The sequence below is a fragment of the Robertmurraya beringensis genome (assembly GCF_042433785.1).
GTDB lineage: Bacteria > Bacillota > Bacilli > Bacillales > Cytobacillaceae > Robertmurraya_A > Robertmurraya_A beringensis.
The window spans coordinates 99,476-112,462 of the sequence record NZ_JBHLUU010000022.1 but is presented as its reverse complement, the minus strand read 5'-3'; the positions used below and the strand labels follow the sequence as shown (position 1 = coordinate 112,462).

General features: G+C 37.1%; 13 protein-coding genes. 7 read left to right on the top strand and 6 right to left on the bottom strand.

Annotation, left to right across the window (positions count from 1 at the left end):
- Position 1 precedes the first annotated feature (1 nt).
- Both ACFFHF_RS07585 and ACFFHF_RS07580 read right to left on the bottom strand, forming a co-directional pair.
- Positions 2-1,288, bottom strand: a complete 1,287-nt coding sequence (locus tag ACFFHF_RS07585; protein WP_377057839.1) for a carbohydrate ABC transporter permease — start codon at positions 1,286-1,288, stop codon at positions 2-4.
- Positions 1,289-1,408: 120 nt separating this feature from the next.
- Entirely contained in the window at positions 1,409-2,692 is a 1,284-nt protein-coding gene (locus ACFFHF_RS07580; RefSeq protein WP_377057838.1) for an extracellular solute-binding protein, read from the bottom strand.
- Positions 2,693-3,042: 350 nt separating this feature from the next.
- Between ACFFHF_RS07580 and ACFFHF_RS07575 the strand changes: the two genes are divergently transcribed.
- Together ACFFHF_RS07575 and ACFFHF_RS07570 are read left to right on the top strand one after the other, a co-directional pair.
- Positions 3,043-4,800: an alpha-glycosidase gene (locus ACFFHF_RS07575; RefSeq protein ID WP_377057861.1), complete on the top strand. Its 1,758-nt coding sequence runs from the start codon at positions 3,043-3,045 to the stop codon at positions 4,798-4,800.
- Between the two features lie 99 nt (positions 4,801-4,899).
- Positions 4,900-6,255, top strand: coding sequence for an MATE family efflux transporter (locus ACFFHF_RS07570; protein WP_377057837.1), 1,356 nt, complete (start codon positions 4,900-4,902; stop codon positions 6,253-6,255).
- Between the two features lie 50 nt (positions 6,256-6,305).
- Here the strand turns inward: ACFFHF_RS07570 and asnB are convergent, their stop codons facing one another.
- Complete coding sequence (gene asnB, locus ACFFHF_RS07565) at positions 6,306-8,159, bottom strand: asparagine synthase (glutamine-hydrolyzing) (RefSeq protein ID WP_340902839.1); 1,854 nt, start codon at positions 8,157-8,159, stop codon at positions 6,306-6,308.
- A gap of 196 nt (positions 8,160-8,355) precedes the next feature.
- On the opposite strand from asnB, the gene ACFFHF_RS07560 reads away from it, so the two are divergent.
- Positions 8,356-8,916 carry a DUF2777 domain-containing protein gene (locus ACFFHF_RS07560; protein WP_340902836.1) on the top strand — a complete coding sequence of 187 codons (561 nt, stop codon included), beginning with the start codon at positions 8,356-8,358 and terminating at the stop codon, positions 8,914-8,916.
- Positions 8,917-8,952: 36 nt separating this feature from the next.
- On the opposite strand, the gene ACFFHF_RS07555 is transcribed toward ACFFHF_RS07560, so the two are convergent.
- The 3 genes from ACFFHF_RS07555 to ACFFHF_RS07545 all read right to left on the bottom strand — a co-directional run bounded on the left by ACFFHF_RS07555 (position 8,953) and on the right by ACFFHF_RS07545 (position 11,416).
- On the bottom strand, positions 8,953-9,321 hold the full coding sequence (locus tag ACFFHF_RS07555; protein ID WP_377057836.1) for a YisL family protein: 369 nt from the start codon (positions 9,319-9,321) through the stop codon (positions 8,953-8,955).
- A 110-nt stretch (positions 9,322-9,431) separates the two neighbouring features.
- The gene (locus tag ACFFHF_RS07550; RefSeq protein WP_377057835.1) at positions 9,432-10,298 is read right to left on the bottom strand and encodes a fumarylacetoacetate hydrolase family protein; all 867 of its coding nucleotides are present in this window, start codon (positions 10,296-10,298) and stop codon (positions 9,432-9,434) included.
- Positions 10,295-11,416: a DUF418 domain-containing protein gene (locus ACFFHF_RS07545; RefSeq protein ID WP_377057834.1), complete on the bottom strand. Its 1,122-nt coding sequence runs from the start codon at positions 11,414-11,416 to the stop codon at positions 10,295-10,297. The genes ACFFHF_RS07550 and ACFFHF_RS07545 overlap by 4 nt, the downstream gene beginning before the upstream one ends.
- Before the next feature lie 251 nt (positions 11,417-11,667).
- Here ACFFHF_RS07545 and ACFFHF_RS07540 point away from each other — a divergent pair, with 251 nt between their 5' ends.
- From ACFFHF_RS07540 to ACFFHF_RS07525, 4 genes are read left to right on the top strand one after another with little or no spacing between them, the layout of a single operon-like run.
- Positions 11,668-11,889 (top strand): spore germination protein, encoded by a 222-nt coding sequence (locus ACFFHF_RS07540; RefSeq protein WP_377057833.1) that lies wholly within the window; start codon positions 11,668-11,670, stop codon positions 11,887-11,889.
- Between the two features lie 15 nt (positions 11,890-11,904).
- Complete coding sequence (locus ACFFHF_RS07535) at positions 11,905-12,168, top strand: spore germination protein GerPB (protein ID WP_377057832.1); 264 nt, start codon at positions 11,905-11,907, stop codon at positions 12,166-12,168.
- Positions 12,169-12,187: 19 nt separating this feature from the next.
- Positions 12,188-12,805 carry a spore germination protein GerPC gene (gerPC, locus tag ACFFHF_RS07530; protein WP_377057831.1) on the top strand — a complete coding sequence of 206 codons (618 nt, stop codon included), beginning with the start codon at positions 12,188-12,190 and terminating at the stop codon, positions 12,803-12,805.
- Positions 12,805-12,987: a spore germination protein GerPD gene (locus tag ACFFHF_RS07525; RefSeq protein WP_160546475.1), complete on the top strand. Its 183-nt coding sequence runs from the start codon at positions 12,805-12,807 to the stop codon at positions 12,985-12,987. The genes gerPC and ACFFHF_RS07525 overlap by 1 nt, the downstream gene beginning before the upstream one ends.

Genomic DNA, 12,987 nt, shown 5'->3' with positions numbered 1-12,987 from the left:
ATTACATCATATCCTCTTCTTGGAATGATTTTGTTCTTCTAAATTGCCATAAAGCCACTGCAATAATAATGAAAGAAAGAATCATTGTGATGGCTGCAGCTTTTCCATATTGTGCCGAAGTCATCGTTAATCGATAGATCCATGAGATCAAGATATCTGTTCCCCATGCAGTTTGCCCTGGCACAGCTGGTCCTCCGTTGTTAAAGAGGAAGATTACGTTAAAGTTATTAAAGTTAAAGGTATATTGCGTAATCATGATTGGTGCGGTTGCAAACAATACAAGTGGTAAAGTAATTTTTGAGAACTTCTGCCAAATACTTGCACCATCTACAGTTGCTGCTTCATATAAGTCCTCTGGAATAGACTGAAGAACACCTGTTACCATGGCAAAGATGAACGGGAAACCTAACCAACCTTGAATTAAAATTAATGCTAGACGTGTCCAGTTGGCTTCTGTCATCCATGGCTGTGGATCTAACCCTAGAGCTGGTAATATCATTTTATTGATTGCACCAAACGTTTCATTAAACATTCCAGAGAAAATCATAATGGATACGAAAGCTGGTACCGCCCAAGGTAAAATTAATATGGTACGAATAATCGCTTTTCCTTTAAGATCTTTCTGATTAACAATAATGGCAAGGAACATCCCTAAAGCAATTTGGAACGTCGTTGCCCCAAATGTCCAAACAATTGTCCATCCTAGTACTTTAAAGAAAGTATTTCGCCAAATATCGATTTTAAAGATGTCTATAAAGTTCTGAAACCCAATCCAATCTACTAACTTAGCTGGTGGTGAATGGTATAAATCGTAGTTTGTAAATGCCAAAAGAATCACGAAAATGATTGGAAAGATTACAACAAAAATTAATAACAAAAACCCTGGTGTAATCATTAAATATGGAAAACCACCGTCAATTAAGTTGTGGTATTGTTCTCTAACTGAATTTAGATGTAAGCCAAGATCACGTTTTTTTCCATTCGAGTGTGCATCGTAAAGGTTAAATGCATACACCCCTAATCCTAACACTGTAACAATCAATGCAATAATTCCATCAATTAAGAGAAAGATGGAATGGTCTACTCTAGGAATTTCACCTAGTGTAAATAAGCCCCAAAATCCCATGTTCAAGATGTCACCGAACACTATACCAAATGCTGCTGCTAGTACGAGAAAGATAATTCCTTTTAAAAACTGACGATTGTAAATTTGCCCTAATCCTGGGACAATTGATAGCAAAGCAGCTGTTCTTGCATGCTTTGTTGTTACTATTTTTTCCGCTTCCATTTGACTTCTATCCCCTTTCTAACTTGAGGAGGAATGTATTTTTTATTGCGCAACCGTTTGCCTAAATGAATGTAATGATAGGCAATACCAGAGGGTACTGCCTATCGATTATACCACAGTTTATTTTGCGTGGTTAGTTTCAATCTGCTTTTGGATTGTATCAACTGCAGAATCAAGAGCTGCTTTTGGCTCTGATTTTTGCGTAGCGATTTGCTGTAATGCTGATGCCATTGGAGACCAAACCTCAGCCATTTCTGGAATATTCGGCATTGGAATCGCATATGAAGACTGAACAGCTACAGCTTTTGCAGCTTCGTTTTCAGCAATAATTGGATCTTCGATTAAAGACTTAACTGGTGGAATTTCTCCAGTTGTTTCAAAACGTGTTTTTGCACTTTCTTCGTTTGTTAAGAATTCAACAAGCTTTGTAGCCCAGTATTGATTTTCAGTGAATGCTGTTACATGCCATCCTTTAACACCCATGAGTGTCTTTACATTTTCACCATTTGGTAATGTTGGAAGTGGTGCAACGCCATAGTCAATTCCAGCATCTTTCATTGCTTGGAATGCCCAAGGTCCATTCATAACAGAAGCAACTTTGCCTTCGTTAAATAGCCCGTCCATAGCTGAACCACCAGATTCACCGATGATTCCTTTAGGGAATAAGCCTTCTTTATACCATTGTTGAATGTATTCAGCACCTCTTACAGCGCCCTCGTTATTAAGACCTACATCATCACGGTTTAACGCACCATTTTCTTCGTTAAATACGTAAGCACCGTTTCCACCCATAATACCATGAGCAAAATAATAGTTATCCCAAAGAGCTAAGAAGCCGTAGTTATCACCTTTAGTGAAATCCTTTGAGAAAGTGTATAACTCATCAAAAGTTGCTGGAGCTTTATCCATTAACGCTTTGTTATAAATAAATACTGGTGTTTCTGTCGCTTTTGGTAGTCCGTAAAGCTTACCATCATACATTTGAGCTGAAACAGAAGATTCTGTGAACGTATCAAGTACATCTTGCTCAACTTCAATTTCAGAAATTAATCCTTCAACAACTACTTGACCAATTTGGTCATGTGGCAAAGTTACTACATCCGGAGCATTTCCAGCTGGACCATCTAGACGAAGTTGGTCACGAATTTTGTCTGCCATACCTAATGTTTTATACTCAACTTTAATGCCATATTCTTTTTCGAAAGCTTCGATAGCAGGTTCTAAGGCAACCTCTTTATCGGTATCTTCCCATACTACTAATTTCTCTGGCTTTGCTGGTTCTTCTCCAGCCTTATTGCTACCTTCATTTTCTGTTGAAGTAGCTTCTTCACGATTTGGTCCACATGCAGCAAGGACTCCTAGTACTAACATGATCATCATGAAAAGCGAAAATGCTTTTTTCATTATTGACCCCTCCAAAAATGTATGTTTTTTATTTCTGTTAGTTGTACAAACGATTGCACAAATCTATAAAAACAGCACTCTATAAAAACGTTGCCACAATTAGTTATAAATAAGTAATTTATTGGTCTAATACGTTCAACTGAAAGAATAGAGTTGTGAAAACGATTGCACAAACTATATTTTTATTATACCTAGTTTTTTCGTTTTGACAACTATTTTCACATAAAAGACAAAGAAAAAAATTTATAAGTGTTTTGCCATGTATTTGTTGAAGGGTTTTCACATATCTGCTAACGTAAAGAAAGTAGAATTAAATGCAATCGATTGCACAAAAGGAGGAAAATATTATGATTACTCGTTCTTCTATCTATCATCGTCCTACAGATGAATACGCATATCCCATCGATGAACAGACATTACACTTAAAACTGCGTACTCGTAAAGAAGAAGTTCAAACGGTTCAACTTTTATTCGGTGATCAATATGAGTGGAAAGATGGGGCTTGGATTTCTCAGCAAACAGAAATGGAGAAAGTTGCCACAGATGCTCTTTTTGATTACTGGCTTCTAAGCATACAACCTACCTACAAGCGAATTCGCTACGGATTCTTTATTAATAATGGAGAAGAAACCATTTTATATACAGAAAAAGGATTTTATGAGAAGGCTCCTGAAGATCCGAGTTATTACTTCTCATTTCCCTTCCTTCATGCGAGCGAAGTATTTCGTGCTCCAAGCTGGGTAAAAGATACAGTCTGGTATCAAATATTCCCAGAGAGATTCGCCAATGGAGATCTTACCAATGATCCAAAAGGGGCCCTACCATGGGCAAGTGAACCTCCATCACAGAAAAACTTTTTTGGTGGAGACTTTAAAGGAATCATCGATCATATTGATTATTTAGTGGATTTAGGGGTCACAGGAATCTACTTTACTCCTATTTTCAAGGCATATTCAAATCATAAATACGATACGATGGACTATATGGAGATTGATCCTCAGTTTGGAGATAAAGAAACCTTTAAGGAACTTGTAAAAACTTGTCACAAAAATGGAATAAAGGTGATGCTTGATGCTGTGTTTAATCATAGCGGATACCACTTTCCTCCCTTTCAAGATGTTCTTAAGAATGGAGAGAAATCAAAGTATGCAAGCTGGTTCCATACAAAGGAATTTCCTTTAAAAGGTGGTGAGCTTCCAAACTACTCCACATTTGCCTTTGAGCAAACGATGCCTAAACTTAATACACAAAACGAAGAAGTAAAGCAATACTTGCTTGAGGTTGGAAGGTACTGGGTTCGAGAGTTTGATATAGATGGATGGCGATTAGATGTAGCCAATGAAATTGACCATCAGTTTTGGAGAGAGTTCCGTCATGCTGTTAAGAACCTCAAGCCTGACCTATATATTTTAGGTGAAATATGGCACGATTCCATGCCGTGGCTGCGAGGAGACCAATTTGATGCAGTGATGAACTATCCTTTCTTAACAAATGTGTTAAATTTCTTTGCAAAAGATCAAATTTCAAAGCAGCAGTTTATTGAAAACATGACATCGGTTATTCAAATGTATCCTAGCAATGTTAATGAAGTTGCATTTAACCTGGTTGGAAGTCATGATACACCACGTATTTTAACTGAATGTAATGGTAACACAGATAGAATGAAGCTTATCTATACCTTTATGATGACATTTATCGGGACACCTTGCATATATTACGGAGATGAAATTGGTTTAAGTGGAGTCATGGACCCTGGTTGTAGAGAATGCATGCCGTGGGAAATGGAAAAATGGAATAAAGAGATGCAACAACATATCCAATCATTAATTAAGCTAAGAAAAGAAGAAAAGCTTCTTGCCAACTCAGGAACCTTCTCTTTCCTTGCCCATTCGGATAAGGATGAGTGTATTGCCTATTCGAAAAAGGATGAAAACAAAACAATAATAGTTATATTAAACCCTACTAGCAAAGAAGCTACGCATTCATTACCTTTTCATTTAAAAGGAAGAAAGCTTATAGACTTATTGAAAAATAAAGAATTTGCAGCTGAATCTGATCATCTTTCAGTTACGGTTGCTCCTTTCGGCTTTGAAATCATCTCCTTTTAAATTAGTACTTCATTCAGTTAAAATGAATTGTTTACTAAATAGTCTTAAGCATTCTGCTTAAGACTATTTCGTTTTATTATGTTAGGGGGTCAAATAGTCATGAGCACGAAAAGCAAAAAACAAAAGATGACCCTTGTTGCTTTAACATGGCCCATCTTTATTGAAATTTTATTGTATATGCTTATGGGGAATGCAGATACATTAATGCTCTCTCAATACTCTGATGAGTCCGTTGCCGCTGTTGGCGTATCGAACCAAGTCCTTTCTCTAATTATCGTTATGTTTGGTTTTGTTGCAACAGGGACAGCAATATTGGTGACACAGAATTTAGGAGCGAAACAGGAACATGCAGCTGCAGAAATTTCAATCGTTTCTCTTGGAGCAAATCTTGTTTTTGGGATTCTTCTAAGTATAGGAATTTTTCTATTTAGTAAACCTATTTTATTAATGATGGATTTACCTCCCGAACTATTGGATGAAGCAAACTCCTACCTATTAATTGTCGGAGGATTTTCTTTTGTTCAAGCATTTATTATGACGATTGGTGCAGTCATCCGTAGTTATGGATTTACAAAAGATGTTATGTACATCACAATTGGCATGAATATTATTAATGTGATTGGTAATTACTTATTCATTTTTGGTCCTTTTGGTTTTCCGGTTCTCGGTGTGGAAGGTGTAGCTATTTCAACTACTGTTAGTAGATTCATAGGTTTGGCAATAGCGATCATCGTGATGATTAAAAGAATCCCTGTTGAGTTGCCATTTCACCTACTCTTCCGTTTTCCAAAGGTACATGTTAGAAACTTGCTTAAAATTGGAATTCCTTCTGCTGGGGAGCAACTCTCTTATAATACTTCTCAGATGGTCATCACGTTCTTTATTGCCACACTAGGTACAGAAGCACTCACGTCCAAAGTATACGCTCAAAATCTTATGATGTTTATTTTCCTTTTTAGCATAGCTATAAGTCAAGGTACTCAAATCTTAATAGGGTATTTGATTGGTGCAAAGAAGTATGAGGATGCCTATCATCGTTGCTTAAAAAGTCTTCGATTAGCTATTATCATTTCCTTAAGCGCAGCGATACTCTTCTCGTTCTTTGCAAAAGATTTAATGAAGTTATTTACAAGCAATGAGGACATCATTGCACTGGGTAGTACGTTGATTCTGTTAACGATTATCTTAGAACCAGGCCGCTCCTTTAACTTAGTCATTATCAATTCTTTAAGAGCAACGGGTGATGTAAAATTCCCAGTATATATGGGTATTCTTTCTATGTGGGGGGTGGCTGTCACCTTATCTTATTTGCTAGGAATCACCTTTGGACTTGGACTCGTTGGCATTTGGATTGCTTTCATAGCTGATGAATGGCTTAGAGGATTACTCATGCTTTGGCGATGGCGTTCAAAGGTTTGGGTTCGCCATTCCTTTGTAGAAGAAAAAGCTGTTTAAATAGTTTAACATAAAGAAGCCTACACTAGTGTATAGGCTTCTTTTCTTACTTACGATTCAACAATATTAATATTGTAATCTTTAAACCAGATATGAATTTGGGCAAGATGAGCAAGAAGTTGCGGTCCAGTCATTAATTGGCCAAACCACGGTTCTTTAAAGGCTGCTCCTTCAGTAGTGATTATTTCCTTAAGTTTTGCTTCATCAAAGAATTCATAAAGAACCGATCCTTTATCCGTCATAATCTCTGCAAGCATCTGCTGTACTGCTTTTGTATACTTCGGATTATGTGTTTTCGGATATGGACTTTTCTTTCGATACAATACCTCATCAGGGAGAATTCCCTCTAATGCTTTTCGTAGCAATCCTTTTTCACGGTTCTGATAATTTTTCATCTCCCAAGGAATATTCCAGACATATTCAACAAGTCGATGATCTGCAAAAGGAACCCTTACTTCAAGACTTGCTCCCATACTCATTCGGTCCTTGCGATCAAGCAAAGTGGTCATAAACCAAACCATATTCAAATAAAACAACTCTCGTCTTTTTGCTTCTTCCCTCGTCTCCCCTTCTAAAACAGGAGTCTCTTGAACCGTCTTATTGTACTGTTGAAGCATATAGTCCTTAAGCTGTAACTTTTCTCTCCATTCTGATCGGAGCAAACCCTGTCTTTCTTCAATCGATCTCATCCATGGAAAACCTTCACGCGTTAAATCAGCTTCACGTCGGAACCAAGGATATCCGCCAAAAATCTCATCTGCACATTCCCCAGATAAACTAACAACAAAATCTTTTTTTATTTCACGGCAGAACCATAGAAGAGATGAATCTACATCAGCCATACCTGGTAGGTCTCTCACATGAACGGCTTCAATTAAATGTTCAGCAAGAAGCTCTTGAGAAATAATGCTATTGTGATGAGTAGTCTGAAATTCATCAGACATCTTTTGTATATAAATTCCATCTGAGTTCGGCTGAAATTCATTTGCCTTAAAGAATTGGTCATTGTCTTCATAATCTATAGAATACGTATGAAGGCTCCCTTTTCCCTCTTTTTGATATTCCATCGCAGCAATGGCTGTAATGGCACTAGAATCTACTCCGCCGGATAAAAATGTACAGAGAGGAACATCTGAAACCAGTTGCCGTTTAACCGCATCCGTAAATAGGAAGCGAACCTTATCAACAGTATCATTCAAGCTGTCCGTATGTTTTTCACTTTTTACATTCCAGTATCGCCAAATTTTTAGTCCTTTGCTTTTGGATAGAGTAAGTGCATGAGCTGGTCTTAGCTCTGATATCCCTTTAAATACCCCATTTCCAGGTGATCTTGATGGACCTAAAGCAAAGACTTCCGCTAACCCTTCTCGGTCAATTTCTGTCTTTACTTCTGGATGAGCAAGAATCGCTTTCAATTCAGACCCAAACATCATTCCTTTTTCTGTTGATAAATAAAAAAGCGGCTTAACGCCAAGTCGATCCCGTCCTATAAAGAGCTGTTCCTTTCTCTCATCCCAAATGGCGAAAGCAAAGATACCATTTAGATGTTCTACACAATTTTCTTCCCATTCGATATATGCAGTTAATAGAACTTCTGTATCAGAATGACCGCTAAAGGAATATCCTTTTAATAGCAGTTCTTTTCGAATATCTTCGGTATTATAAAGTTCACCATTATAACAAATCGTATATTTGTGATTATTTTTTGATTTAGACATTGGTTGCTTTCCGCCCTCAGGGTCAACAACGATTAAACGTTTATGTCCGAATCCTACATGAATATCCGTCCATACATTTGTATCATCTGGACCGCGCTTTGCCAAGGTTTCAGCCATTTTCGTTATAGAGCCACGTTCTTTTCTCATATCTCTTTGGAAGTCAATCCAGCCTGTTATGCCACACATATTTTATTCATCCTTTCAAGAGTAGTGCGTTTGTTTGGTCAGTCCGAACATATACCCATACTATGCTGGGCGTGAAAAATGGTTAATTGTCCAATTTTTATGTGCGGGCGTTTAAAAAATATACAAGATGTCTAAAAAGAATGAAGATAGATCTAAAAAACTTCTATAACCTTTAGCCTTTAACGGAGGTCTTATCATGAGTAGACAGCAACGACTACAACTTTTTGAGTTTCAAACGAGAGCATTTATTGAAGGAACGGTAGAACATATAAACAACCAGTGGATTTTTTTTGATGAGGAAACAGATGAAGCCTCCATCTTGGATGATTTTTTACACCAAGAAATTGAGGTATTTCGGTTCAATCGGTGGAAAAAGGGTATTTTATTTGAGGATGGGAAAGTCACATTTGGAAATGAAACCCTTCATTTAAAAAATCAAGATGTAGTAAGAATCCGCAAACACTTAATGTATTCCCTTGAACGGTTATTAGAAGAGATCAACGATGATTCATTTTATCAGTTTGTCTCCCATTTAAATTCTCTTGGCTTTTCAATCTTTGATTGTATTTATTGCTACAATCATCTAACGTTTTTAAAGGATGCAGAAAGAAAAAGTGGTGTGAATTTTATTATCTTTGATAATCAAGAAGATATTTGTAATGTTCAACATCATTTCTGTTATTATAAGAAGCAAACTGACCGTTTTGAATTTACACTTAACACTGGTAAGAGAACAGTGATTGAGAAATTTCTATAATAAAACCTGCTCCGAGATTAAAGGAGCAGGTTTTATTTAAAATAATTGAAATCCAAGTGGTAAGCGAAGTCCTAATAAGATGGCTAGAACTACCGCAATATAAAATTGTATCCAAAGCGACTTTGTTTCTTTTCCTTTAACCGTACGTACTAGAACCATCTCCATCGCTGCAATTACCCAAAGTCCAATTAAAACTTTAGCTATATATTCACCTGGTTGCATCGAGAATAATGTATGGACGAGCATTCCACCCGTTGCAAACACAAGGATATACAAAACTCTCAAAATCATATGAACGATTTTCGCTGCCTTTGCTTTTCCACTCTTATGTAATGAGGTTGCTACAAAAAATAGGACTAGTGCAAGAACCCATGCAGTGATATGGGCATGTGTGTTAATCGACATAAATTAGCCTCCCTATTAAATATCGACTTTATCATACCACAACAGTGTTAAAAAAACTAAAAAGAACGTCCCTTTGGAAATTCACGTTTCAACATTTGTTCACAAATTTTTCATATTTCCTCACTGACTTTATTTGATAAGGTTCCTATCCCCTCAATGGTAATTTCAATTTGATCACCTGGATTTAAGAAGCGCGGTGGTTGAAATCCTTTTCCTACACCTGCAGGAGTACCTGTAGCAATCACATCTCCGGGTTCAAGTGTCATCCCCAATGAAATGGTCGAAATCATTTCCTCCACTGAAAAGATAAAGTGCTTTGTATTGGAGCTTTGGCGAACCTCTCCATTTATTTTCGTTTCAATATGTAAGTGATTGGGGTCTGATAAGTTCTCTTTATGAACAAGAACTGGTCCCATCGGGCAACTCGTATCTAGGCTTTTTCCGAGAAAAAACTGTTTATGCTTCGCCTGAAGATCACGTGCTGTTATATCATTTACAATTGTATAACCAAACACATAGTCAAGAGCGTCTTCTTTTTTTATATTCCTACCCTTCTTTCCAATCACAATCGCTAACTCTCCTTCATAGTCTAGCTGCTTCGTAATGGAAAGATGATTATCAATTTGTTCATTTGGACCAATAATCGTAGTTGGAGCTTTTGTAAAAACCATCAAATGCTCCGGAATGTCGTCCTTACTTCCCATCTCAATCGCATGGTCCACATAATTTTTCCCTACACACAAAATGTTTTTCGGAGGTTTTTTAACGGGCGAAAGCAAGGTAACCTCTTCTAGGAAAAAATACTCCTCCTCGCTTGCTGCTTGAATTTTCTCTTTTATCTCCTGTAGAAATTTTTCTCCCTTTGCAATACATTCGACCATTGATTCTCTTTCATTAACAGAAAGAACTTTTGTTTCTGTTGAATCTAAAACACCAATAAACACTTTGTTATCTCTTTTTCCGGTAAGAAGCTTCATGAGTTTTCTCCTTTTTTCATTAGACTCTGCCATTTCCAATACGAAACGGTTCTCCACACCCACTCAAAGGGGCCAAGATAAAAGTACTTTACCCAAATATGACTAAAAATCAATTGAATAATAAATATCGTCATGGCTAGTAACGTTCCTTCGTCAACTGACACTTGTCCATATAGACCAAGACCGTAGGAATAAAATATCAACGTCGAGACGATGGATTGAACTAAGTAATTTGTAAAACTAAGCTTCCCAACAGGTCCAAAGAATTTAAACACCTGTAAGCCTCGTTGATGATTCGTACCAAGCGCGATCAGTAGGATGTATGCTATCGATAATAAAGGACCACCAAGCATATCTTGAGAATATTCTGTTGCCCAGTTTCTGGTTAACCAATAAGGAGCGCTCTTAATAAACAATCCCATAAATAATGTTACCGCTATTACTACTAGAAACGGTCTTTTTAAATCTGTTACTCTTCTTAACCAGTTCTCTTTCGCCGCTCCTCCCCCGATTAAAAACAACGGAAAGATCGAAAAGAGCATAAAGAATAGATTGCCTGGATGATTGACTAAAGACCAGTCGATAAATCTTTGTTCCCGAATTTCCTCATAAGTACCATTTTGATAAGCTTTATATGACGCTAAAGCACTTGTCTCATCTGCCACCGTAAATTCCCCATTACCAGCAACCATTGAGGCTAAGATCATCATTACCGTAATGATTACATTAGGTACAAAGTATAAAATCAACCCCAATAACATTAGTACTTTCCCTCTAAGTCTGATAAAGAGCAGTAGGAGGATACCAAACAACGAGTAGGTAAAAAGAATATCTCCATGCCAAATATAGTTAGCATGTACCCATCCGATAACCAACAAAAAAAGCAATCTCCTTATTGCTATGGTGGAAAATGTTCCACCCTTCATAATGGTTCTCTCCCTTAAAATAACAAAACCATATCCAAAAAGAAAAGAGAATAAAGGATATATACTTCCTTGAATAAATAAATCAATCCACGAGTAAAACAAACGGTCACTAGTTGATGTCCAAGTAACAAATGGGTCGATATAAAGGATTGGAGTATGAAAAGATAGCATATTTACTAAGAAAATCCCCAATATCGATAACCCTCTCATTATATCAATGGAAACAATTCTTTCCTGACTTCTTATATGTATCCCTCCCCCATTTCTACAACTTAAAAACTATTATACTTCAAATATTCCCAATAAACACCAAAACTGTTCCCTAAATGGACAGGATATGACCCTTTAAGTAAAAATCTGCAATTTAATTTTTCCTCTAAATAACTCACATCTAGTTTCTAGGCACATACAATGTAAAGAATCTTAAACAAAGGGTGTAGTGTATGCCAGTAATTGTCGGTGTAGCTCAAGTAATCTCGATTGGAAGTAGTTCCATTTTTCATATTGGAGATGTATATAAAATCATGCCTATTTCTAATGCCAAGACATACTCAGGGGCAGGTTCCTTTAATACAGGGGATGGATTACGTGTATATAATAAGTTTAGTTCTACCAACGCGTATGACCATGACGGCATTGACCAAGGAAATATATTAAATGCTTAATAAGCAGGTGATGATATGAATTTTTATATTCAACAAAATATTTCTATTAATCTTCTACGCATTGATGCGATTACGAATTCATCCGTTTTACAGATTGGCAGTGCTGGAGTCATTCGCCCAACCGCCCATCTATATAATACTGGAGGTTTTACAGGACCAGCACCTGAACCTATTCATCCCGGCGGCACAATCGTAACAAGTCAGGATTCGGCTGAACCCACAGGAATTGATACTGGGTCGTATATAGATTCTCCAGCTGTTCCGTTATCCATTTCATAATAGAAGGGAAGATGTCAGTATGAATAATGAATTCTATGACTACTTAAGACAGCTTCACCAACTTGTTGAAAGCCAAGAACACCGGATACGAGCTCTTGAACGAAGTGTATTACTCATGCAAAAAGAAATATCTCAACTCAAAGAAAGACCACCTGTTCATGTGGATCGAATTGAATATAAATTTGATCAACTCAAGGTAGAATCGCTCGATGGCACTTTAAATATTGGACTAAATCCATCTGATCTACAAGGGATCGAGGACTTCTCTGTTCCAAATCAATCTATCAAAACTCCTACCCCGCCAAAGCAAATGTTCCAAAGATCAATGGAGCTCGAGGATATGGTATATGAATATATGGGCAATCATTTACAGGCAATCTTTGAGAAGACCCAAGCAAAGCTGCAAACAAACCTCGATGAATCGTACTATCACTTTATCGAGGAAGATATCAAAAAACAAATACCAAAAAGAGTCGAACATTATATACGTGAGTTTTCCGCAGGAGTTATTGAGAACGAGGATCGTTCACAGCTAGAAAAAACGATAACTGACCAGTTTCATAAAGAAATGGAGCATGGTGTTGAGATTTTTATAAAGAATTTACCGGAGAATGTGAAAGGGATGAAACAGGAATGATGAATTTTCAAGTATACAATCGGGACATACATGTGGGGGATATCCGAGTGGTCGGGGTTTCGAGTTCTTCAATATTAATGGTAGGAGATGCAGAAACCATCCATCTAGCATCAGCGTTCGATACCCCTGCTGAATCTCTAATCATTGGTCCATTTGTACCTCTAGCTGTGGAAGGTAGATAG